The sequence below is a fragment of the Candidatus Paceibacter sp. genome, from assembly GCA_013360865.1.
Classification (GTDB): Bacteria; Patescibacteriota; Minisyncoccia; order UBA9983; family UBA9983; genus SURF-57.
In genome coordinates, this window is the sequence record JABWAS010000002.1 from 17,418 (window position 1) to 40,246 (window position 22,829).

A 22,829-nucleotide genomic window follows, 5' to 3' on the forward strand; every position below is an offset into this window, starting at 1 on the left:
GCATTTACCCCCCCCCCGCGAACATTTCACCGTAGGCCAAAACCTCTCCTCTGCCGATGATTAAAAAGAAAGAAAAAACAACCAAAATAATCCCAACAGCGATTGGGTTTCTTTTAAAAACAAAACCGCGGATTTTATGTTTAAAAAATTCCATTTTTGCTCGTGGCAAATTATATTATCCGCTGGTTATATTTTACCTTATCGGCAGGCAAAAAAAATAAAAAGGTGTGGATAGCAAATTATTATTTCTCCAAACTTTCCGGTTCCGGGGCCACCACTTTCGTCTTCCAGAATTTATTGGCAAAGGAAGCAATAACTTCCTCCAGCTCTTTATTGCCCGCCAGACGCAGACAATAAAACCAAACCGCCAGGCCGGAGGCGGCGGCGAGCGCCCCTTGCGCCGATATGCCGGCTAAAGTGTTGATATCAAAAACATCGTCCAGAACGCCCAGTGAAAAATAAGAGACGGCCGCCATTAAAGCGGAAGCGGCCAGAACCTGATAAAGAGTTTTTTTCGCCGCGCTCCAGACGCCACCGAAGTTTTTCTCAAACATCGCGAAAAGCATCACGGAGTTGGCAATCATGCCCACAGAAAATGCCAGCGGCAAAGCCAATACCCTCGTGCCCCCCACAGACGAAACCCTTAACGCTCCTTCAAAAGAGGAACGGGAATAATCAGAGCCGGAAAAAATCTTCAAAAAAATTGGTATAAGCCCGATTATTAGGAAAGCGGAAACAAGATTGGCCATTATCGGCTTCCAGGTTTTGCCCGAGGCGTAAAACGCCCGGATAAACAACACAGCCAGCGACTGCGAGGTGATGGAGACGGCAAAGAGCGCCAGAGCGGCGGCGGTAAGCCGCGTGTCCTGCCAGCCGAAACTGCCGGCGCCGTAAATAACCCTCACTATCTGCGCCCGCAAAACTATCACCAAAGCCGATATCGGTATGGACCAGAAAATAATCTGACGGACGGCGGCGGAAGAATATTTTAAAAATTCGTCTTTCCGGTTGCCCACAAAAAGTTTGGCCAATGTCGGAAAAGCGGCTACGCTGTAACTCATCCCGATTACCGCCAACGGAACGGACTGCAGGTTATAGGAAAGGTTGAACACGGCGATGCTCCCCGCTCCCAGAAGCGAAGCGGCGGCGGTTATGACAAGCAGAATTATCTGGTTAAGCCCTAGCCCCAGCGTCCGCGGCAAAGAAAGTTTCGCCAAGTTAAAAATTTCTTTTAAATTTACTCCGGCTAACTTTGGCATAAAACCAAGCTTTATAATCGTCGGCAACTGGACGGCTAAATGGGCAAAGGCGCCAAGAGCAACCCCGGCGGCCACCCCGTAAATATCCCAGCGCGGGGCGAGAAAAATTATCCCCAAAACTATCCCGATGTTGTAAAAAATCGGGCTTAAAGCGTAAATGAAAAATTTGTTGTACGATTGGACGACCCCCGACAGCAAGTTGGAAAGTCCGAGCAGTATCGGCGAGAGCAGGAGGATCCTGGTTATGATCGTCAGCCGCGCTGAAGCTTCGGGGGAAAATCCGGGCGCGACAAAACCGGAAAGATAAGGCGCTGCCAGATAAGCCGTTCCGGCCATTATCAGCACCGCCAAAGAAAAGAAAGTGAAGACGCCGTTTAAAAACTTTTTCGCCTCTTCGCCGGAAGCGGATTTTTTCTCCAGAAAAAGAGGAATAAGAGCGTTTACGGAAACAAGGGAAAGAGAGGCGATGTAAATGAAGTCCGGTATCTTGAAGGCGGCATAATAAACGTCCAGCGATTGGCCGGCGCCGAAAGTTGAGGCCAGCAGTCTGTCCCTCAGCAAGCCGAAGGCCGCCGACACGACCGAAGAAACCGCCAACACCAAGGCGGCCTTGTGCAGGCCGCCGAATTCGCGATTGAAGATTTTAAAAATTTTTCTTACCACTCCGGTTAGTACAAATTATGATTGCTTTCTTTTTTTGGTTAAGCAACTTGCTTGCCAAAAAACAACCAATCACTTTTTAATATTATTTTTAATTTTAAATACCCAGCAAAAAACATCATAATTTGTCCTACCGGGCATTGTTTTTTACTGGGATTCCTCACCCTCTTCCTCAACCGGCGGCTCCGCCCTTTTTTCCGGAGATTTGCCCGGCGGAGAAATTTCGTTTAAAGCGCTTCTGTCTGATTTAAGATTTCCAATAATTTTCTTAACTTCCTCGTTGTCTGGATTGGTCTGGGCGACGCTCTCAAACTGCGCCAGAGCCTGCTCCTTCATACCCTGTTTATCGTAAATAATTCCGAGGAAATATCTGGCGTTGGCGTAATTTCCGTCAAGCAACACTGCCCTTTCAAAAGCTAGCCGCGCTAGATTGATTTCTTTAGCTTGATAATAAAGCAGACCAAGCTGGAAAAATATGGATGGGTCGTTTTGCGAAGACGAAGCCGCCTGTTCCGTAGCCGCTATCGCTTCATTGAGATTGCCGGACTGCGCCTCAATCTGGGCGAGCATAAACAGGGCGGAGACGAAATTCGGTTTCAAAGACAGCGACGACTGCAGATACTTTTTTGCCTCTTCCAGCTTGTCTCTATTGATAGCGACTCTGGCCGCCGCCAGAAACGGCGACGGGTCGGAAGGCGATTGGCTGATGGCCGCCGCGTAAGCGTTGATCGCCGAAGCTTCGGCTTCTTGCGATTTCTGCGGATCAATCAAAGGCATCACCGCTTCGTAAATTTTGCCCAGCTGCATCCAGTTGGCTGGCTCGGCCGGATTAAGCTTCAACGCTGCCTCTGAAGCGTATTTTATGGCCGAGGCGAGACTGGCCTCGGCGACGGAGGCCTTTGACGCGTCCTTGCCAGAGCCGGAAACGGCCTGCCCGAGCCGGACGAGATTGATTTCGGAAAGAAGCCGGTAATATTCGTCCTGTTTGTCCATTTTGGCCGCTTTCTCAAGAAGGGCGGACGCTTTTTCCGCGTCCCCCGTCCGACTGAAGACGGAGACGGCTTTGTTGTAAGCGTAAACGGCGGAAATTTTCTGGAAATAAAAATATCCCAGAGAAACGGCGCCGAGCAGGAGAATTATTGAGACGGCGGAGTGGGCGAAGCCTGACTTGGTTTTCCGCTCGAAAGTTTTTTCCGCGGATCGCGTTATTTTTTCTTTTATCATCAGCGCTACGACAAATCCGGTAAAAATAAAGGCCAAAAAAAGCACGGCCAGCCCGCCGGAATAAAACACCTCAAAAGACCACAGATACGCCGCGCCCAAAAAAGATGATTTTAAAAGATTGTCTGCCGAAGGGGCGGACCCGCCGGAACGGTTTTCGCTTTTTCTGGAAAATATTTTTGCGCCGCAGACGAGAAACGCCGCCAGAAAGATAGCCGCCGCCAGTCCTCCTACTATTCCGGCGGTGGCGACAACCGACGGGAAGTAGCCGACGCCGGAGGAAAATCTGGCGTTCCAGAACATGGTCGCGTTCACCGCCAACGGCTTGAATTTTATCCAGTCGTAGGAAAAAGTGTTCGGCCCGCTGCCCAGGACGGAATCGGTTTTAAACACCTCGCCGATAACGTGTTTGGTGGCCGACCAGTCCGGACGCACTTCCACGAAAGAAGTTCCGGCCAGACCGCTAAGCTTGGACGCGAACAGGCTGTTGTTCAGAGAGCCATCGCCGACGAAAAAGGCGGAGATAAGGAAAATAAAAAACGGGAAAGATAAAACCGTTTTGTAAGAAAATCCTTTCCTCTCCAATTTTCTTTCGGCGATATTTTCCAGAAAAAAATAAAGAAAAACTACGAAAGAAACGGCGCAAAAAATCGTCCAGACCAGAAAACTGGCCGAGAAAGCGAGTGTGGCAATAAAAAGCGCCGCCAAAATATATAAAATTTTTTTCTTTTTTCCCGCGTTTTCTCCCCGTGACGCCGCGCCGGAAAAAGTCGCCAAAATCGCCGCGAAACCCAGAAATATTGAGAAATCGGTCCACCCTCCCACTAGATTTGAGTTTTTAAGCGGAAACATTCCGGGAATTATCGCACCCGCGCCAAAAAACAGATGGGCGATCTGGAACAGCGCCGCCGCCAGCGCCGAAGCGAATATTATTTTGTAGGCGTTGGGGACTCTGTTTTCTTTCTGGAAATAAACGGAGGCCAGAAACATCATAAACAACGCCAGAGCCAGGAAGGCGAAGGTGTCCGTTTCGTAGATTTTGCCCGTCAAAGACAAGGCCGGATTGTCGGCGAAAAATGACGCGGCCAACCACGCCAGCGCCATCAGCCAGGACGCGTAAAGGAGAAAACTTTTCGGGAAAGAAATTTTTCTTTTCTGGAATCCGGCCATAAGCCAGAGAAAAAGCAAGGACACTCCCGCGCCGTAGAACAAAACGCTCTTGCCCGCCGAAACCGGCGAAGCCGAAAGCGGCAAAACAAACAATGGCATCAGCAGGATAAGCGCGTAAAAAATTTTCACCAGTATTTTTTCCCAGATAGTTTTCTTTTCTTTAACAGTCTGAACATCGGGCGCGGCCGGTTGTTCCGCCCGCGCGACTTCCGCCATGCTTTCATCTTCAAATTTTTCAGCCGCTTCTGTTTCCGCGGGCGCGGAAACGTCTATGAAGTCTGTTTTATTGCTTATGTCTATTTTTATTTCGTTGTCCGACTTTTTCCTTTTTTTTATGACGTCCATATGAAGTTTTTTATAAGTAACTAAATAATTAAAAAGGTTTCTTTTTTACATTATAAAATCAATAAGCAAATATACAAACTTTGCTGTGGAAATAAAAGAAAAGCGACCCGCCGTAACGGATCGCTTTTCATTATCATGGTTCAGCGCCTGTAAGCCGAATTCTGTCCCAGCTCCGCTTTAGCGAGGCTGGGCGCAGCCATTTATCTTGTTCCGCGATTGCTCGCGGAATCACATCAATCGCCTCGCGGCGAAAGAATATAGCGGCACTTCGCGCGCTCCGCGCGCAAGCCACAAAAAGTTTATAAAGCTGAAAGTTTATAAAGTTATAAAGAAAATTAAAAACAATGATTCTTTAAAACTTTATTAACTTTATGAACTTTTTACTTAATTGTGAACTGCGTGCGAAGCACGCAACACGGCCTTGCACCCGGGTAAGGATTTAGCCGTTGCACTTCCGGCGTTACCGCCGGAACTCGCCCCACGTCGCTAAAGCTACACGGGGCATCCCGAAACTTTCGCATCGGGACGTCTCTGTTCGCACCTCTATCCCGCTGTAAGCGGGACGACGGGCGTTACCCGCTACCCTGATTCCCCTGTTAAAAACAGGGTGAGTGTTCGGACTTTCCTCATTCCGCTATCCGCCAACTGGCGGAGCGGAACGCGGCTGCGCGTCGCCAAACCAACACAATTATACCACGATATTTAAAACACCACAAGCCGCCGCTCATGGTGTTTTAAATATTTTCTTCTCTATTCGTGATTCTTAATTCTTGATTCTTAGACTTAGTATTCCATTCCCCCACCCATTCCGCCCATGCCGGCTCCGCCGCCAGCCGGTTTTTCCTTCGGAATCTCGGCCACCGCCGCTTCGGTGGTCAGCAATATCGCCGCCGCGGAAGCCGCGTTCTGCAAAGCCGTGCGAGTGACCTTGACTGGATCAATTATTCCCGCTTTGAGCATATCCGGAATGATGAGGCTGGCGGCCGCGTTGTAGCCGATGTTGGAAGACGGCTCTTTGGCTATTTCTTTTTTAAGATCGGAAGCGATGACCGCGCCTTCGTGCCTGCCGCCGTTGTTGACTATCTGTCTTAACGGCTCCTCAACCGCCCTTAGCAAAATTTCCACCCCGACGTTGAATTCCTTCTCCCATTCTTTGGAAGGAGCTCTGAGTTTGCCGGCCGAAAAATCTTTGGAAACAAGCGCGTTGGCTTTAAGCAAAGCCACGCCGCCGCCGGGCACGATTCCTTCCGCCACGGCCGCTTTGGTGGCTTCAACCGCGTCTTCTATCTTCATTTTCTTGTACTTCATTTCCGTTTCGGTGGCGGCGCCGACTTTGATTATCGCCACACCTCCCGCCAGTTTGGCCAGCCGCTCCCGCAGTTTTTCTTTGTCGTAGTCGGAGTCGGATTTGGCGATCTCTTTCCTGATGCCTTCCACCCGCGCGTCAATGTCATTCTTCTTGCCCTTGCCGCCGACAACGGTGGTGTTGTCTTTGGTGGCGATGACTTTCCTCGCCCGTCCGAGCATATTCAGTTCCACGTTGGCCAGCTTGATGCCCACTTCTTCGGAAACAACCTTGCCACCCGTCACAACAGCGATATCCTGAAGCATTTCTTTTCTCCTGTCGCCGAATCCCGGCGCCTTTATAGCCAAAGTGTTAAACGTTCCCCGCAATTTGTTAACCACCAAAGTGGTCAGAGCGTCTCCGTCCAGATCTTCGGCGATTATCACCAAATCTTTTTTGCCGGAAGATGCCACTTTTTCCAACAGCGGCAATATTTCGTTTATGGACGAAATTTTCTTGTCAACAATGAGAATAAACGGGTCCTCGTAGGCGGCTTCCATTCTGTCCGCGTTGGTTATCATATACGGAGAGACATAGCCTTTATCAAACTGCATGCCTTCCACGAACTCGCTTTCCACCCCCAGCGACTGCGACTCTTCCACCGTCACCACGCCGTCCTTGCCCACTTTGTCTATGGCGTAGGCGATCATCTTGCCGAACTCCGCCGATTCCGCCGACACGGTGGCGACTTGCTCCGTTTCTTCCTTGCTCTTTATGGGTTTGGCCATTTTCTTCAAAGCGTTCACGACCGCTTCGGCGGCCGACTCTATGCCATGCCGTATTCCGAGCGGATTAACGCCGAGCGTGGTTACCCTCATTCCTTCGCCGACGATGGCCTGCGTCAAAACGACGGCCGTAGTCGTGCCGTCTCCGGCGGAATCGTTGGTCTTGCTCGCCACTTCTTTGATTATCTCCGCGCCCATGTTCTCCAGCCTGTCTTCCAGCTCAATTTCTTTGGCGATACTGACGCCGTCGTTGGTAATAGTGGGAGCGCCGTAGCCTTTTTCCAGCACCACGTTGCTGCCTTTGGGGCCGAGGGTGATCTTGACTGCGTCGGCCACCGCGTCAACTCCGTTCTTCAAACCCTCTTTGGCCTTTTCCCTGAAAATAATTTTTTTTGCCATAAATTTTAAAATTCCAAATTCCAAAACCCAAATTCCAAACAAATCCTAAATTCAAATTATCAAAATTCTAAAAATTTAGTTATTTTGATTTTGGTCATTAGAAATTGTTTTTGATTTGGTACTTGTAATTTGGTGCTTCTTGCCGTTATTCTATAACGGCAAGAATATTGTCTTCGCTTATAATAAAGTACTTTTTGTCGCCGACCTTTATTTCGTGCGGGCTGTAAGTGGCAAACATCACCTTCTGTCCTTTTTTCACGGACATGGGAATAATTTTGCCGTCCTTGTCTCTGGAGCCCGGGCCGACCTCAACCACCTTGCCCTGATCCGGTTTTTCCTTATCCACCGTCTCCGGAATGAATATTCCCGACTTTGTTTTTGAGCCTTTTTCCTCATCGGACAACGGCTCAACCAAAACATTGTTATGCAATGGCTTTATGTTTTTCATAGGTTTTTACATTAACTGATAATGTTTTTTGTACGGCTATTATATGTAAAAACAGGCTTTAATGTCAACGGGTTAGTTCAACCCTGTCACCGGTGTGGCAGGGCTTCGCTTCGGTTCACGGGTAAAAAGTCCCCCTCTTCAACCCACTTCCACTATTTGCCCACTCGCCAAAATGCTCAGTGGGCTTGAAATTAAAAAAATAACGAGTCATACTATAATTGCAATAAACAATTATATGGATTGTATTTTTTGTAAAATTGTAAAAGGCGAAGCTCATGCCCATAAAATTTGGGAGGACAAAAGACATCTTGCCTTTCTTTCTATTTTCCCAAACACAGAAGGTTTCTCCGTTGTTATCACGAAGGAGCACTATCCGTCGTACCCCTTTGATTTGCCCGAAGAATTTTTGATGGGTCTCGTCAATGCAGCAAAACAAACTGCCAAACTACTTGATGCTAAACTTGAAGACGTTGGTAGAACCGGAATGATTTTTGAAGGTTTTGGCGTTGATCACGTTCATGCAAAACTTTTCCCGATGCATGGGACTAAAATGGCCGAATGGAAACCGATCAAGTCAAACGTGGATAAATATTTTGAGAAATATGAGGGTTACATTTCTTCGCACGACTACAAACGGGCGAACGATGAAAAATTAGCTGAACTCGCAAATAAAATAACAGGACAATAAAACCCTCCGATAAAAAAGAAGCCCTGGCTGTACGATGACAGTCAGGGCTTTGTGATTTCCGACTCTCTCCTTACTTTACACTCTTTGAGACTATCTCAAGGAATACACCACCTTAGCACTTATTGATGCTTTTGTAAACCCAATGCCGCAGGGGATTGCCCCGTTAGAAGTTTATCAGCATGCGTTAATCAACCACGAACCACGAACAAAGCCGAAGGTGAATTCACTGAATAACTTTAAAATTAAGCGGGAGTATCGCTAAACTTCTAGTGGGGTTGATTTTTTTGCCATTATCAAATATAATAATGCCGATGAACATAAGCTCCGCTATTTCCATATTCCAGATATTCGTCAGCGCAATACTCGTCGTTTCCGTGCTTTTCCAGCAAAGAGGCAGCTCTTTGGGCTCGTCTTTCGGCAACGCCGGGTCTTCCTATCACACGAAAAGAGGATTTGAGAAAATATTATTTTCTTCAACAATCATTTTCGGCGTCCTGTTCGTAATGTCAACGCTCGCTTCCCTTATAATAAAATAAGCGACTTCCCCTTGATTATTTCCGGCTTTCTCCGGAGAACTAAAAGACTGTGGATTATCTAAAACAACTTCCCAAAAAACGTTCCAAAATTCCAACTCTGGCGGAGGCGGTTTACGTTTTGAGAAAAATGGCTGTCTGGCAGAAAATCGCCTTTCTCCTGTTTTCGGCGGCGTTCGTATTTTCCGCGCTGGTGATTATCTCCAAGACCAGCGACTATTTTATGATTGATGTCCCCGCCTACGGAGGCTCGCTGACCGAGGGTATTATCGGCACTCCGCGATTCATCAATCCGGTGCTGGCCATCTCCGACGCCGACAGGGACGTCACCGCCCTCGTCTACTCCGGCCTGATGAGAAGAGACGACGACGGCAAGCTGATAAAAGACCTGGCCGAGAGCGTAACCATTTCCAACGAAGGGCTCGTTTACACTTTCACCCTTAAGCCTGATCTCCGGTGGCACGACGGCCAGCCGGTAACCGCCGACGACATCGTCTTTACAATAGACAGACTTACCAATTCCGCCACCAAGAGTCCCAAACGTGCGGCATGGGAAGGAATAGACGTGCAGAAAACAGATGAAAGAACCGTCAAATTCACCCTGAAGAAACCGTTCGCTCCGTTTTTGGAAAACGCTACCATCGGCATACTGCCCGCCCACATCTGGTCGCCTGTCTCTCCGGAACAGATGACCTTCAGCGAACTCAACATTAAGCCGATCGGCTCCGGCCCGTACAAAATAAAAGAAATAAAGAGAAATTCATCGGAGGTCGTTTCTTCCTACGAGTTCGCGGCCAACAAAAATTTTTCCCTGGGCAAACCGCGCCTTAAAAAAATAATCCTGAAATTTTACTCTTCGGAAAAAGACATCATCGCCGCTTATCAGAAAGGAGAAATAGAAAGCGCCAACGCTTTGACCCCGCAAGCTCTGACCAAAGTCCAAAGCGGCAGAAACGCCATCATCCCGCTTTACCTCTCCCGAATATTCGGAGCGTTCCTCAACCAAAACAACGTCAAAGCCTTCACCAAAAAAGAAGTCCGCCAGGCTCTGGACATCTCCGTTGACCGGAAGAAAATAATTGAGCAGGTGCTGAAAGGCTACGGCACGGAACTTTACGGCCCCCTCCCTTCGGGAACGTTCGGGGCGATAGAAAACAGCGCCGCGGCCACATCCTCCTCAATTGAAAAAGCGAAGGAAATTTTAAGCCGCAACGGCTGGAAGCTGAATGAAGAGACGGGTATCTTGGAAAAGAAATCAGGAAAAGAAGCGCTAGCCTTGTCATTTGTCATTTCCACCGCCGACGCTCCGGAACTGAAGGAAACGGCGGAAATGCTAAGGACAGCCTGGAAACAGCTGGGCGCCAAAGTGGAAGTGAAAGTTTTTGAAGTCGGCGACCTCAACCAGAACGTCATAAGGCCGAGGAAATACGACGTCCTCCTTTTCGGCGAGATAGTCGGCCGCGACCCGGACCCGTTCGCATTCTGGCATTCCTCGCAAAGAAACGACCCGGGCCTGAACGTGGCGCTCTACGCCAACATCAAAGCGGACGGGCTCCTGGAAGAAGCCCGCGCCACGTTCAACGAAACCGTCCGCAAAGAAAAGTACGAGGAGTTCCAGAAAGAAATATTCAACGACACGCCGGCCGTCTTCGTTTATTCGCCGAAACTCATCTACGTCGCGCCGAAGGATTTGAAAGGGGTTGAGAATATGGCGAGCGTCGCCGTGCCGTCGGAAAGATTTTTATCCGTTTACAAATGGCACAGAGGCACGGACAGGGCGTGGAAAATTTTCGCGGATAAACCCCCACACCTGTTTTGATATGGCAAAATGTGAGCTGACGGTTTTGCAATTTCAGCCGTAGAATATTAAACACGGCGAAAGTCTAATTGCATAGACAAAAATTTTGCAAAAGCGAACAATGTCAAAACAGGTGTGGGGGTAAATAAAAACGTGCGTTAAAAAGCTGAAGTGGTGGAACCCCAAACCATCCGCCCAAGGCGGAGGTTCGGGGCAAGTTGGCAGAAAATTTAAAATAAAAGCCGCGGTGGCGGAATTGGCACCCGCCCGCCATCGCAAGCATGAGCTTGCTCAGGCGTTGCGGGCGGGGACGCGCACATTAAATAATTAATGCCCTCATGGCGGAATTGGTAGACGCGCTAGCTTCAGGAGCTAGTGGCCGCAAGGCCATAGAGGTTCAAATCCTCTTGGGGGCACACGGGTTTAAACACCTAATTATCAGTTTAATTATTATTAACATAATCAGAACTTGGGCATCCGGTGTCCATTGGACATCGGATGCCCAAGTTCAACTGGTTTAAACAAAAATGGAAAAAAAAGAAAAGAAACATCCGATAAGGATAATACCCATCGGCGGCGTGGAAGAAATCGGCCGCAACATGACGGTCATAGAGTGCGGCAACGATATCGTGGTCATTGACGCCGGCATCCAATTCCCCGAAGAAGAAACTCCAGGGATAGACTTTATCATTCCCAACACGGAATACCTGGAGAAAAACCGCGATAAAATAAGGGGACTCATCATCAGCCACGGGCATACCGACCACGTCGGCGCTATTCCTTACGTCATTGAGAAACTTGGCTTTCCGACTATTTACACCACCAGGTTCGCCAAAGCCATGGCTCTTAAAAGACAGGAAGAATTTCCTCATATGTCCAACATTAAGATTGAAGAGGTCACTTCGCAAAGCTATGTCCGCATGGGCCAACTGCGCGCCAGGTTTTTTGAGATAACTCACACTATCCCCGACGCCATCGGCGTAATCATAGAAACGCCGTACGGCAACATCATTTACCCGGGCGACTTCAGGATAGAACTGGACATCAAAGGCAAACCGGTCCACACGGAACAGTATCAGCAGCTGGGCAAAGAAAACAATCTGCTTTTGCTTATGGAGAGCACCAACGCGGAAACGCCGGGCTTTTCCATTCCGGAAAAGGTGGTCTATCAGACTTTGGAAAAATACATCAAGGAGGCCAAAGGAAGGATAATCACCGGCCTATTCTCTTCCCACATAGAACGGGTAATAGAGATTGTAAAAATCGCCGAGAAATACGACAAGAAAGTGATCATAGACGGCCACAGCCTCAAGGTCAGCTTTGAGATAGTCAAGAATCTCGGCTACTTCAAGCCCAAAAAAGACGTCATTGTTCCGGTGGAAAGAATAGACGACTTCCCGCCCTCCCGAGTCATCGCTATCTGCACCGGCTCTCAAGGGGAAGAAAACGCCTCGCTGATGAGAATCGCCAACCGCAAGCACCGGCACATCAGGATCCAGAAAGAGGACACCATTATTCTGTCTTCCTCCATCATTCCGGGCAACGAAAGGAGTATTCAGAACCTCAAAGACAACCTCGCCAGGCAGGGCGCCAGAATAATCCACTACAAGATAGCGGAGGTGCACGCCAGCGGCCACGCCTGCCAGGAAGACCTGAAACTGATGTTAAAAATGCTCAAACCGAAATATCTTGTTCCGGTGCACGGCACTTATTTCATGCTTAAAACCAACGCCGACGTGGCCGAGTCAATCGGCATGCCCAAAGAAAATATCGCCGTGCCGTTAAACAACGGCATAGTAATAGAAGCCGACGACGAGAAAATAAGAATGCTCAAGGAAAGCGTTCCTGCCAACTACGTGATGGTGGACGGCCTGGGCGTAGGCGACGTCAAAGAAGTGGTCATTCGCGACCGGCAGATGCTTTCCCAGGACGGCATCTTCGTGATAATAACCGTGGTGGATTCCCAGACCGGCAAAGTCCGCAATTCGCCCGACATCATCTCCCGAGGCTTCATCTACCTGCGCGAATCGCAGGAACTGCTCAAGCAGACAAGGTACCTCATCAGGAAAACCGTGGAAGAAACCGCCGGCAAAACTCATCCCGTCAATTTTGATTTCGTCAAAGAAAACTTGAGGGAGCGTGTCGGCAAATTCCTGTTCCAAAAAACGAAGAGAAGACCGATGGTATTACCCGTCATCATCGAGGTTTAATAGTTGGAGGGTTAATTTTGCAATATGGATATATTGAAACCGAGTCTTACCCCGTACTTCCGCCAAAGGCGGATAGTGCTGGGGTGGTGTTGCCGGTCATAGTATAGGCGTAATTTCAAAGCAATGCTTTGTGAGACTTTGCCTAGCGTGAGTTTATGGTTGATTTACCGTAAGTTACAAAATTCCACTCGGACGGGAAATATTTAGCAACATAATTAATGGCATCTATTTGACTCATGGTCGGAGGATTACTTTTTTTACTTAAAAGGATATAGGCCATCTTAAAATCTTTCTGTGATGTTTGATACGAAGGGATTCTTGTTCCATATCTTGAAACAATATCACTGATCGAAATTGTTTTAGGCTCACCTCGGACATGGACATTAAAAGGAGATTGATCCTGAGGATTTTCCGGAACCACAATTCGTAAATCAGGTACTTCTGTTTGAGAAGCCAGCCCCATAAGATATAGAGATAATTTTGAGAATCCTTGTTTATTTGTAATAATCTCACTCACTGTTCCATCACCATTGTCTTTCCATGGAGACCCTCCCATTACATCACTCCACTGCTGGCCATCCCTAATAAAACCGGTGTCAGTCCAGTTTGTGTAATGAGTGGCAGTTGAAAAACCTTCTTCTTTCCCGATGTACGCAAGCCACTGATGACCGGTTTCGTGGACTAGATAATGAAGATTGTTCTTAACATCATCTTCTGTTTTTATGCGAGGGGAAGTAAAGCCGAAACCTAAAAAATTAACCCCAATTAGTTTATTTGAGTCAGATAAATAAGAAGAAGTAATTTGTGGTCCGCCGATACCTTTAACATCGTTTTTGACAATGCTATGAAACGCACCTTGAAAACCAGGCTCAAAACTCGGAAACACACTTAAAAAGTCGTAGTAAGTCTTTTGAGGATGTAGCGTGTAAAATTTTTCGACTATTTTTTTATCAATAAGTTTATTGTCCGAATCGATAAGAGTTCCGTCATCATCCATTAAAAAGACATCCTCCATAAGTTCAGCAGAAAATATTGAGGACGAACTGCTGCTCCTACTTGAAGGTGCTTTAGAGCTTGCGGCGCTAGATAAACTATTAGAAAGTTTAGAATTATTTGTTTTTGAAGAAACCAAAGATGACTTACTTGAACTTTTTTGCGAAACCGAAGAGGAAATAATTTTAGAACTATGAGATCCGCTTTGTTGCTGCGAATTTACGACATTTTCTTTTTTTGCAAAATTAGCCGTTATTGTTACGTTTTTATTCATCTCAATTTTGCACTTTTCGTTAGGGGTGTAATCGCAACCGGACCAGCTTTTGAAAATATAATTATCGTTTGGTTTGGCAGTTAATTCTACCAATGATTTTTCGGGGAATATTTTTCGGCATTCATTGCCACAATTTATTTTCCCCTCATTAACATTAATTATCACCGTTCCGGAGCCGACACTGGAAACACCAAGGCGATAATATTTGGGAAGAACAATTTCTTCTTTTTTAACGTTTGCTTCATTCTTCCCAAAGAATCGGAAAAACCAGTCAAAAAAACCGGCTTCGGCCGAATGAAAGACAAAAAACAAAGAGAAAATGATTAAAAAGCCCGAGAAGAAATTTTGAATTTTTTTCATTTTTCTACTTATTGCGCTGTTTTTTTAGCTCACCATTCCATTAACAATATTTTACACCACAACAAGAATTAATTAACACATTTTAGCGACGGCTTCCAGCGCAGAAATTCTTTGCTCCAGTTCTAAAATTTTTCTATGGTCGTTATCGCTACCGCCGGTTTTCTTTAATCTCTTGAGTTCGTCCTTTATCTCTTCTATATCTTTGCTGTGCGTCGCCAAGATGCTTTTTATTTCTCTGATGCCTTTGCCGTGTTCCGTCAAAATATCCTCAGTGGAAAAAATTCTTCTTTCAATGGATTCAACTCTGTTTTCCAAACGGTCAAATCTTTCGTCCATGTGGTCTAATCTGTTATCAATACTGTTTAACCTTCCATCCATTCCATTTAACCTGTCATGAACTTCGTTAAAACCCTTAGCCACCATCAAAGCCAGTTTATCAATCGTCACTTGTCCGGTTTTTCGATTTTAGTTTTCTTGTTCGCCTTTTTCACAATTTTATTATATTCTTCAAAATTCGGTTGTCTAATGTTAATATTAACTCATGGCAAATAAAGTTATCTTTAGCGGGGTGGCGCCTTCCGGCAATATTCATATCGGAAATTATCTGGGAGCCATCAAACAATGGGTCATGTCCCAGGATGAACCCGCCAATAAAAACATTTTCTGCGTGGTTGACCAGCATGCCATCACCGTGCCGCAGGAACCGGAAAAATTAAGAAACAAAACACTGGAAGTGGCCACACTTTATCTGGCCGCCGGAATAGACCCGGAAAAATCAATCATTTTCATTCAGTCCCATATTCTCCAACACTCGGAGCTCAATTGGATACTTTCCACCATTACTCCCGTGGGCGAGCTGGAAAGAATGACCCAGTTCAAAGATAAATCGCGCAAACAAAAAAGCGTTTTGGCCGGACTGCTCAACTACCCGGTGCTTATGGCCGCCGACATTCTTCTTTATCAAACTAATCTGGTGCCGGTCGGAGAAGACCAGGTCCAGCACATAGAACTGGCTCGAACTATCGCCAGAAAATTCAACAACACTTACGGCGAAACTTTCACCATACCCGAGCCGATAATCAACAAAGAGGGAAAAAGAATTATGGGTCTGGACGACCCTTCCAAAAAAATGTCCAAATCGGCCGAAAACCCCCATAGCTACATCGCTCTTTTAGACTCTCCGGAAACAATAAGAGAAAAAATAAAAGTCGCTGTCACTGATTCCGGCAGCGAGATAAAATACGACGAGGAAAATAAACCGGCGATTTCAAACCTGTTGACGATTTACAGCTTGTTTTCTAAAAAACCTATTGCCGAGCTGGAAAAAGAATACGCCGGAAAAAATTATTCCGTTTTTAAAAAAGATTTGGCCGATGTTGTGATAACCGGTCTGTCTCCTCTTCAGGAAAAATACAAAAAACTGGAAAACGACCCGGAACAAGTGAAAAACATCTTAAAATCTGGCGCGCAGAAAGCCCGCGAAATCGCGGGCCGAACAATGAAAGAAGTGAGAGAGAAAGTCGGTTTTTTGGAGGTTTAAGCGGCTGATATTCTCAGATGCCGTTCAATTTCAAGCTTTTTCAGAAAATCAATGTCGGCTTTTTTGTTCAGAGACGTCTTTAGTACCTCCAAAGTAGTTCTTATAAATTTAACTTCATCTTCAACGTTAGTCAGGCGGAAATTCATTTCCTCTAATTCTACCCTTATTCTGCCCACCTCCTCAAAAGTCGCGTCGCCCTTTTTCCGCACGAAATCAAGCGATTCTCCGAATGCTTTAAAATCAGACCTCATTTCTTCCAAAACGGCGGCAAGATAATCTTTTTCTTTCTCCGGTATTTTCTTAAGAGAAGCGGAAGAAATTCTTGTTTTTTTAACATTATTTTTTGACATAAACTTAATTCCACTCTTTCTCATTAAAAGCCAGATCCGGCACTTGGGCGAATTTTTCGGCCATTTCCTTTTGCTCGCTTTCGGAAAGCGCCTCGTCGGCCATAGGATATAAAATATTGTCCTCTTTGAAGATGTGCTCCCGCAGAAGTTCGCCATAACCCCGGGCGTTTTCGCATAGAGATTTTTTGTCATTTTTCCCCAGAGCTTCTTCCATCCCCTTCACGAAGCCGCGGCCGATCTCATGTTCGTGAAGCATCTGCTTGGTCGGGTCGCAGTGCATCCGCGAATGCCCGCTGATTTTTACGAACAGCACGTCTTCTTCTTTGGCGTGGTGGAACTTATCGGCGTACTTCCTGATAAATTCAATCGCCCGACGGAAAAAGTCATCGTTTATTTCCTCGCCGCCTTCCAGGCCGTCGCACTTCCTTAAAAGAGAATCAATGACGGTAAGAATATTTTTGTGTTCATCCGATAATATTTGGGTTGGTTTTTTCATATTTTGTTATTTTATTACTTCGCAAGTAAAAGCGCAAACTTGAGTACATGTCTGGGCATTAAGGTCGCAAGTGTTGCCGCACATATTGAATCTTCCTTTCCTCAAGCGGCAATCGTTTTCAAACCTGGCAGTCGCCTGATTGGTATTGGTAGTATAGACGACTTTCAGGTAGCTTAATTTACCCCGGTATTTGGCCATTACTGGAACCCTGTCCGGTTCCTTAAAAAAAACAAACGGATTTTCGCTTTCGCCGAAAACGAACCACACGTAAACGATAGCGAAGATTATGGCTATAAAAACAAACAAAACTTGTTTCGGTCCCATCCCGGTTAGTACAAATTATGATTGCCTATGTTTTTGGTTAAATGATAACCCAACAATTAAACAACCAGCTTACTTTTTAATATTAATGACTTTTATATACCCGGCAAAAACCATCATAATTTGTCCTACCGGGCATGATTAAATTATAATCTTTCTCCTCTCTAAAACAAGAACAGTTCCGCTTTAGCGGAACTGTTCTTGTTTTAATCTACAAACATTATTACCAGTTGACGGCGTTGTAAGCGTTGACCATTACGCCCAGGTCGGAGGCGGTATCTTCCAGTTTCTGGTAAACTTCCGCCGGATCCCAGGCGCCGTTGCCGTTGAAGTCGTAAAAACCGACCGGAGAATTAAGCAACAAAGCCGCCGCGCCGGCCACGTGAGGAGCGGCCATTGAAGTGCCGGACATCGTAGCGTACCAGGAGCCTTTGTAAGTGGAGAAAATACTCACCCCCGGAGCTACTAAATCAACTTCCGGCCCGCGGCTGGAAAAAGAAGCGATGTTGTTGCCATAATCGGTGGCGCCCACGGCCAGAACTTCCGGATAAGCTCCCGGATAATCCACCGCCGCGCCGTCGTTGCCCGCCGCAGCCGTTATCACTATTCCGGAGTTGTAAGCGGCTATGACCGCGTCGCGCAAAGAAGCGATATCGTAGTTGGAACCGAGGCTCATGTTTATAACGTCCATGTCGTTGGCAATAGCCCATTGTATACCCTCTATGACGTCAGAAACGTAACCGGAACCTCTTCTATTGAGAACTTTGACCGCGTAGAGGTCGGCGGCCGGAGCGGCGCCGATAACTCCAATGGAGTTGTCCACCGCGGCAACAATACCCGCCACGTGAGAACCGTGCCCGTTGTCGTCATTATAGCTCCTGCTCGGATCAATGGCGTTGTATCCGCCCTTGATGTTGCCGAACAAGTCCTGATGAGAAGTGGAAATACCGGTATCTATAACGGCGACTTTTATCGGATCGGCGGTATTGCCGGTCGGCCAGATCAAATCGGCCTGTATTCTGCCAACTCCCCAAGGCAACCCTTCGGAAGGCTGACTTCCGCCCCTTACCTTTAAATTTTCAGTAACAGCCAGTGTCTGGACAACGACGTCGTCTTCAACTCTTTTGACTCCTTCTTCTTTACTTAAAGCGGACGCCGATTCCTCATCGTCAACCGCAACGGCCAAGCCGTTAACCAGGTCTAATTTTTTGGTCCTGGCGTTTTTGTGCTTAATTTTGATGGTCTGCTCCGTTTTCTCCAAATCAACGCCCGGCTCCAAAACGACTATTTTGCGGACTTCTTTTTTTTGCGCGTCATTGTCGCCATCGTTATCTTTGGCGTAAGCGGCTGGAAACGCTCCGTTTGCCAAAAAAAGGCTTAAAACAACACTTAAAGCTATGATATTTTTGTTTTTCATAGTTGGATTTATAAAAAATAAACCGTTATTCCGACTAAACTTAATTATACCACCGTAAAAAGAAAAACACCAGTCAATCAAGACTGGTGTTTTTATAGGACTTTTTAGAGCTTGTAGTCAACCGGTTCGGAAGCGTCGTCTCTTATCTTGAACTTTACCACCACGGTGTTACCGTTCTTGTCTTTGGCCGGCTGGTCGTCGGCGGTGTTATAAACCCCGTCGCCGTTGTCCCAATGGAGCATGGCGTACATATTTTCCCCGGCAACGCTTCTTCGGCTTAAAGTAACAGACGTGTCCCGGCTGGTTCCAACGTTAAGCAAGCTGCTGTTGCCAATGGTGGATCCCGGACCTCCTGCTTGCTCCTCATGTATGGCTATAAATCCCTTCTTGCTCAACTTCGCCTCCCTAACGTTGACGAACCGTCCCGGCTTCTGATCCATCATTGTTAGGGAATCTTCCATCATCTGTTCTTCTCCTCCGTTTTCAACCTCCGGAGCGGGCGCTCGCCTACCCGCAAAAAGCCAAACTATAACACCGATAACCGCCAGCGCGATGATAATTCCTATTATCATCGGCGCGCTTGATTTTTTCTCGTCCATAAATTTAAAAAAATAATTAAGCTAATAATAAGATAATTCAATTATACTTCCCGCTCTCCCAAAGGCAAGGGCGGGGAAAATCAAGTTTTGCACAGGCTATTTTCAATAATTGGAGCCGAAGCGCACGTTTTTGTTGATATAATCAAGAATTTCCATCACGTCTTCTTCGCGGGATTCGCTTTTCAGCAGCGTAATGCCTATGTTCCTGCCTCCGCCGAACGATACCGGCATATAAAAGGCCGCGGCGATTGTTTCTCTGGCTTGGCTGGTGTGGCCGGTTTTGCCGCCCAGATAATTTCTCATGTCGGCGATTAAATTTTTATTAAGCCAAGCGTTAGAGTCGGAAGAATATCCCTCCTGACGGGTGATGTCCAAAATTTCTTTTTTGTATTTATAAATGTAGGAGAGAAATTCAAACACTTCCTGGGCGCTGGACACGTTGGCCGGGGAAACGCCGCTCGGGTCGGCAAACGAAGTTTTGCGCAAGCCAAGTTCAGCCGCCTTTTTGTTCATCATTTTGATGAATTTTCCCCGCCCGTAGTCGCTGGCAATAGTCTCCGCCGCCGCGTTGCTGGATTCCAGAAGCAGCGGATAAATCAGGTCCCCTGTTTTTATCAGCTGGCCGGCTTTGAGGCCGCCCACCTTGTAATAAGGAATGCTGGAAATGGCCATCGGCACCGCCGCCACCCCTGTTTGATCCATTTCTTCCAAAGAAACAAGGGCGGTCATAAGCTTGTTTTTCTCCAAGATGATCGCGCCGGAATCCAGGTCGGCCACCAGATAAGCTTTGGCGGAAAGTTGCGGTTTGGGCATATTCTTGTCTATGGCGTAATAATTGTCTGGGCCGGAATCGCCGGAAATCCCTTTCCCGCCGTCGTTTAAGGCATAAAAAATTTTGGGCGCGCCCGCGGCGGCGGAAACCTTCAGGGGGAAATTTTGGGCCTCGTAAACCAGCGGCTCAAACATTCGCGAAAATGATTCGTAAGCGTAACGGACGCCCTTTGTGGCGGAGTAAAACAAAAACACGCCGGAAAAAACGGCCACCCCCGTCCAAAAAAGATAAGAAATGATTCCGTGTCTTTTGCCGTAATGCGCCATTTTTATTTTTCTTTAAAAATTTTACCCCCACACCTGCTTAGGTGTTGCGAAGCATATTTTTGTACTTTATCCCCGTGTAATTTTACTTTAAATGTTAATTATCTCAGGACATCCAGGAGCAAAAAACATCTAAACAGGGTGGGGGTTTACTTGCTTTCGTAATCGCTTTCCGCCACCGAAGCCCGCCGCAAAATAGTCCCGTCTTTATCCGTGCGGTAAACGTATTTTTTGCCCCCGACGGTCATAATAACCTCAAATCCCGGAGTAATAACCTGGGCGCAAAACTCATCCACCGCCGCCACACCCAAACAGGAATCGGGCCAATCCTGGTCTTTTACCTCAAGAATCAGGATGTCTTTTTCGTCAACGGATAAAAAGTCCGCCAGATTTTTGCGCGCGACTTTGGCTGCCGGCTCAATCGGCAGGTCATGAACCAGACTGCCGGAAGAAACGCTGTCTCCGGAAGTGGCCGGGGTTTGCGTCTGTTCCTCTTTTCGCGGCTCTTCTTTTTTGTTTTGTTTAAACAAGATGGCTCCGCCGGTTATCGCGGCAAGCGCCACTAACGCTATAATTATTTTAAGCATAAGATAATTATACCACCACACCGCTGTTAGTAAAACAACTCCACAAACTTCACCGGGTCCACGGATACGCCGTTTATTTTAACGCTTAAATGCAGGTGCGGAAACTCGGCATAGCCGGTCCGGCCGCTTAGCCCGAGCAGTTGCCCTCTTTGGACCAGTTCGCCCTCATTAACCTTGATTTCAGAAAGGTGCATGTAAAGAGTCATCAGGCCGAGCCCGTGGTCAACCACCACGGTTTTGCCGTAATTGCGGTATTCCCGGGCGGCGCGGACGACGCCGCGGTTCATGGCCATAACCGGCGTGCCTTCTTGGGCGCGAAAGTCCGTCCCCTTGTGAGCGATGGTATAGGCGCCGGTTTTGCGGGAATAGCCGTAATCGTCGGTGATAATGTTTTCTTGCAACGGGAAACGAAACGACCCCGTCCAGAAAGATTTTTTACCGGTGCGCATTTCGGCCAGATTTTTATTTTCCAGCGCCAGCGTCGCCGCCAGTTTGTTCTGGCTTTGGACAGTGTTGCCTCCCAGCTTTTGCGGGATTCCCAAAGGCGCTTCAACTTTTTTCCGTTCGGCAATCGCGACTTTTTTTCTTAAAACAAACCCATCGGAAAACTCGGCAGCAATCTCGTACTCGCCGGGCTTTTTGTTCAAATCCAGGCCGACCAAAGCGGCCGGTTTGCTTTTGTAATAAAAAACGGGAAAAGCCTCCCCGCCAAAACTTATTTTTTTGACGGAATTATTTTCCAGCCGCCCTTTTACCGTTATCATCAACGGCTCGCCCTGTTTGACCGCTTCCGGCAGGAAAACAAGCTCCGGTTCGGCCAAGCTGCTCGCCGGAAAAACAAGAAACGCCGGCACGGAAAAAGAAACGGCCAATATTGATAAAATTAACCTCATTTACCAATATTATAACTTTTTTTACCTTATGCCGGTGTCAATGGAAAAATCAAATTCTTTCGTTTCTCCTTCAGCGAGCGTGAAAGCGTAAGGCAGGTCTTTGCTGGCGTAGCCGATGCCCTTGCGCGCCGTGTCCAAAATATAAGAGCCCGGTTTAAGATTAAACAAATATGTCCCGTCCGTGTTTATAGCGGAGCGCTTCACCTCCGTTTTGCCGTCGGATTTATAGACGACAATTTCCCGCGAAGTGTAAGCTTCCGGCGGCACGGAACACGGCTCGCCTTCCTTTTCCACCGGGCAAATCGGCCCGATGGAAACTTTGCCTTTAATGGCGGCAGTCTCGCCGCCGCCATTTTCAACGGTTGAATTTTGTTTGGAAACATAAGCAAAAATCCCGTAAACAGCGGCCGCTATGGCGATAATTGAAATTAAAATTTTTGTTTTCATGGTTTTATTATACCACCAACTCTTTTATTTTTGCAAAGTAGGGTTTAAAATAAAAACAGTGCAGTAAACCCGCTACGGGGTTCGTAGAAACAAGAAAGTTCTTTTTACAAAGGAGAAAGAATGGAAAGCGCTCGGGTGATTCACATAAACCGCGGAAGAGGTTATGGTTTTGCCAAAGTTGTAGTATTTAAAAGCCGTGAAATAACAATTGATAAGTATGAGGAAATAATCTTCCACTTTGGCGGTGGATACAAGATGAGGCCTGGAAGAAGAAAACCGAGATTTAATTATAAAATTAGAATCAAAAAATTTCCTGTGCCTGGAGAATACATAGTCTTTGTCAGGAAAAAGATAGAAAATGGAAATCTTAGGGATAAGGCCGCCGTATGGGGGCTTAGAAAGCAATACAAGGAGGTATGGAAGTTTTTAGACAGAAGAAATAAGCAGGAAAAGAAACTGCTGAAAATAGACCAGTTATTCCGAAAAATAGAAACAGAAAGAAGCTCAGAAACAAGAAAAGCGCTTTAATTCACTTTCATAAATTTTTTAAGGAGAATGTTATGGCTAGAAATGTTCCGCCGCCTCGCTTCACAAGGCGGGTTACATTAAAAAACATCCTTAGAAACAAAATATCATCAGCCAGGAAGAAGTAATTT

General features: G+C 46.8%; 21 protein-coding genes and 1 tRNA gene. 7 read left to right on the forward strand and 15 right to left on the reverse strand.

The window, feature by feature from the left end; translation table 11 throughout:
• Positions 1 to 242: 242 nt before the first annotated feature.
• The 4 genes from HUT38_00340 to HUT38_00355 form a co-directional block, all read right to left on the reverse strand.
• Positions 243 to 1,922, reverse strand: a complete 1,680-nt coding sequence (locus HUT38_00340; protein ID NUQ56937.1) for a hypothetical protein — start codon at positions 1,920 to 1,922, stop codon at positions 243 to 245.
• Between the two features lie 144 nt (positions 1,923 to 2,066).
• Positions 2,067 to 4,655 (reverse strand): tetratricopeptide repeat protein, encoded by a 2,589-nt coding sequence (locus HUT38_00345; GenBank protein NUQ56938.1) that lies wholly within the window; start codon positions 4,653 to 4,655, stop codon positions 2,067 to 2,069.
• A 783-nt stretch (positions 4,656 to 5,438) separates the two neighbouring features.
• Positions 5,439 to 7,124, reverse strand: coding sequence for a chaperonin GroEL (gene groL, locus HUT38_00350; protein ID NUQ56939.1), 1,686 nt, complete (start codon positions 7,122 to 7,124; stop codon positions 5,439 to 5,441).
• 145 nt (positions 7,125 to 7,269) lie between these two features.
• Entirely contained in the window at positions 7,270 to 7,572 is a 303-nt protein-coding gene (locus HUT38_00355) for a co-chaperone GroES (protein NUQ56940.1), read from the reverse strand.
• Between the two features lie 235 nt (positions 7,573 to 7,807).
• Here HUT38_00355 and HUT38_00360 point away from each other — a divergent pair, with 235 nt between their 5' ends.
• The 5 genes from HUT38_00360 (at position 7,808) to HUT38_00380 (ending at position 12,801) form a co-directional block, all read left to right on the forward strand.
• Entirely contained in the window at positions 7,808 to 8,260 is a 453-nt protein-coding gene (locus tag HUT38_00360) for an HIT family protein (protein NUQ56941.1), read from the forward strand.
• A gap of 284 nt (positions 8,261 to 8,544) precedes the next feature.
• Complete coding sequence (secG, locus tag HUT38_00365) at positions 8,545 to 8,796, forward strand: preprotein translocase subunit SecG (GenBank protein NUQ56942.1); 252 nt, start codon at positions 8,545 to 8,547, stop codon at positions 8,794 to 8,796.
• Between the two features lie 49 nt (positions 8,797 to 8,845).
• The gene (locus HUT38_00370) at positions 8,846 to 10,612 is read left to right on the forward strand and encodes a peptide ABC transporter substrate-binding protein (protein NUQ56943.1); all 1,767 of its coding nucleotides are present in this window, start codon (positions 8,846 to 8,848) and stop codon (positions 10,610 to 10,612) included.
• Between the two features lie 311 nt (positions 10,613 to 10,923).
• Positions 10,924 to 11,007 (forward strand) — tRNA-Leu (locus HUT38_00375).
• A gap of 111 nt (positions 11,008 to 11,118) precedes the next feature.
• Positions 11,119 to 12,801: a ribonuclease J gene (locus tag HUT38_00380; protein ID NUQ56944.1), complete on the forward strand. Its 1,683-nt coding sequence runs from the start codon at positions 11,119 to 11,121 to the stop codon at positions 12,799 to 12,801.
• Positions 12,802 to 12,943: 142 nt separating this feature from the next.
• On the opposite strand, the gene HUT38_00385 is transcribed toward HUT38_00380, so the two are convergent.
• Complete coding sequence (locus HUT38_00385) at positions 12,944 to 14,428, reverse strand: hypothetical protein (protein NUQ56945.1); 1,485 nt, start codon at positions 14,426 to 14,428, stop codon at positions 12,944 to 12,946.
• A 72-nt stretch (positions 14,429 to 14,500) separates the two neighbouring features.
• Entirely contained in the window at positions 14,501 to 14,875 is a 375-nt protein-coding gene (locus tag HUT38_00390) for a hypothetical protein (protein ID NUQ56946.1), read from the reverse strand.
• Between the two features lie 94 nt (positions 14,876 to 14,969).
• Between HUT38_00390 and trpS the strand changes: the two genes are divergently transcribed.
• A complete protein-coding gene (gene trpS / locus HUT38_00395; protein NUQ56947.1) occupies positions 14,970 to 15,968 on the forward strand; it encodes a tryptophan--tRNA ligase in 999 nt (332 codons plus the stop codon).
• On the opposite strand, the gene HUT38_00400 is transcribed toward trpS, so the two are convergent.
• The 9 genes from HUT38_00400 to HUT38_00440 all read right to left on the reverse strand — a co-directional run bounded on the left by HUT38_00400 (position 15,965) and on the right by HUT38_00440 (position 22,173).
• Complete coding sequence (locus tag HUT38_00400) at positions 15,965 to 16,318, reverse strand: hypothetical protein (GenBank protein NUQ56948.1); 354 nt, start codon at positions 16,316 to 16,318, stop codon at positions 15,965 to 15,967. The two genes, trpS and HUT38_00400, sit on opposite strands and share 4 nt — an antisense overlap.
• Before the next feature lie 4 nt (positions 16,319 to 16,322).
• Entirely contained in the window at positions 16,323 to 16,814 is a 492-nt protein-coding gene (locus tag HUT38_00405; GenBank protein NUQ56949.1) for a hemerythrin domain-containing protein, read from the reverse strand.
• Positions 16,815 to 16,820: 6 nt separating this feature from the next.
• Entirely contained in the window at positions 16,821 to 17,138 is a 318-nt protein-coding gene (locus tag HUT38_00410) for a hypothetical protein (GenBank protein ID NUQ56950.1), read from the reverse strand.
• Positions 17,139 to 17,358: 220 nt separating this feature from the next.
• Positions 17,359 to 18,552, reverse strand: a complete 1,194-nt coding sequence (locus HUT38_00415) for a S8 family peptidase (GenBank protein NUQ56951.1) — start codon at positions 18,550 to 18,552, stop codon at positions 17,359 to 17,361.
• A gap of 104 nt (positions 18,553 to 18,656) precedes the next feature.
• Positions 18,657 to 19,151 carry a hypothetical protein gene (locus tag HUT38_00420; GenBank protein NUQ56952.1) on the reverse strand — a complete coding sequence of 165 codons (495 nt, stop codon included), beginning with the start codon at positions 19,149 to 19,151 and terminating at the stop codon, positions 18,657 to 18,659.
• 102 nt (positions 19,152 to 19,253) lie between these two features.
• The gene (locus HUT38_00425) at positions 19,254 to 20,249 is read right to left on the reverse strand and encodes a D-alanyl-D-alanine carboxypeptidase (protein ID NUQ56953.1); all 996 of its coding nucleotides are present in this window, start codon (positions 20,247 to 20,249) and stop codon (positions 19,254 to 19,256) included.
• Between the two features lie 146 nt (positions 20,250 to 20,395).
• Positions 20,396 to 20,833, reverse strand: coding sequence for a hypothetical protein (locus HUT38_00430; protein ID NUQ56954.1), 438 nt, complete (start codon positions 20,831 to 20,833; stop codon positions 20,396 to 20,398).
• 26 nt (positions 20,834 to 20,859) lie between these two features.
• The gene (locus HUT38_00435; GenBank protein ID NUQ56955.1) at positions 20,860 to 21,726 is read right to left on the reverse strand and encodes a M23 family metallopeptidase; all 867 of its coding nucleotides are present in this window, start codon (positions 21,724 to 21,726) and stop codon (positions 20,860 to 20,862) included.
• Positions 21,727 to 21,747: 21 nt separating this feature from the next.
• Positions 21,748 to 22,173, reverse strand: coding sequence for a hypothetical protein (locus tag HUT38_00440; GenBank protein ID NUQ56956.1), 426 nt, complete (start codon positions 22,171 to 22,173; stop codon positions 21,748 to 21,750).
• A gap of 135 nt (positions 22,174 to 22,308) precedes the next feature.
• Between HUT38_00440 and HUT38_00445 the strand changes: the two genes are divergently transcribed.
• Complete coding sequence (locus HUT38_00445; protein NUQ56957.1) at positions 22,309 to 22,701, forward strand: hypothetical protein; 393 nt, start codon at positions 22,309 to 22,311, stop codon at positions 22,699 to 22,701.
• The last annotated feature ends 128 nt before the right edge of the window (positions 22,702 to 22,829 follow it).

Coding starts and splice junctions, on each gene's coding strand:
- HUT38_00345 (NUQ56938.1), bottom strand. CDS start 4,655: ATGGACGTCATAAAAAAAAGGAAAAAGTCGGACAACGAAATAAAAATA.
- groL (NUQ56939.1), bottom strand. CDS start 7,124: ATGGCAAAAAAAATTATTTTCAGGGAAAAGGCCAAAGAGGGTTTGAAG.
- HUT38_00355 (NUQ56940.1), bottom strand. CDS start 7,572: ATGAAAAACATAAAGCCATTGCATAACAATGTTTTGGTTGAGCCGTTG.
- HUT38_00360 (NUQ56941.1), top strand. CDS start 7,808: ATGGATTGTATTTTTTGTAAAATTGTAAAAGGCGAAGCTCATGCCCAT.
- HUT38_00380 (NUQ56944.1), top strand. CDS start 11,119: ATGGAAAAAAAAGAAAAGAAACATCCGATAAGGATAATACCCATCGGC.
- HUT38_00385 (NUQ56945.1), bottom strand. CDS start 14,428: ATGAAAAAAATTCAAAATTTCTTCTCGGGCTTTTTAATCATTTTCTCT.
- trpS (NUQ56947.1), top strand. CDS start 14,970: ATGGCAAATAAAGTTATCTTTAGCGGGGTGGCGCCTTCCGGCAATATT.
- HUT38_00400 (NUQ56948.1), bottom strand. CDS start 16,318: ATGTCAAAAAATAATGTTAAAAAAACAAGAATTTCTTCCGCTTCTCTT.
- HUT38_00405 (NUQ56949.1), bottom strand. CDS start 16,814: ATGAAAAAACCAACCCAAATATTATCGGATGAACACAAAAATATTCTT.
- HUT38_00410 (NUQ56950.1), bottom strand. CDS start 17,138: ATGGGACCGAAACAAGTTTTGTTTGTTTTTATAGCCATAATCTTCGCT.
- HUT38_00415 (NUQ56951.1), bottom strand. CDS start 18,552: ATGAAAAACAAAAATATCATAGCTTTAAGTGTTGTTTTAAGCCTTTTT.
- HUT38_00420 (NUQ56952.1), bottom strand. CDS start 19,151: ATGGACGAGAAAAAATCAAGCGCGCCGATGATAATAGGAATTATCATC.
- HUT38_00425 (NUQ56953.1), bottom strand. CDS start 20,249: ATGGCGCATTACGGCAAAAGACACGGAATCATTTCTTATCTTTTTTGG.
- HUT38_00430 (NUQ56954.1), bottom strand. CDS start 20,833: ATGCTTAAAATAATTATAGCGTTAGTGGCGCTTGCCGCGATAACCGGC.
- HUT38_00435 (NUQ56955.1), bottom strand. CDS start 21,726: ATGAGGTTAATTTTATCAATATTGGCCGTTTCTTTTTCCGTGCCGGCG.
- HUT38_00440 (NUQ56956.1), bottom strand. CDS start 22,173: ATGAAAACAAAAATTTTAATTTCAATTATCGCCATAGCGGCCGCTGTT.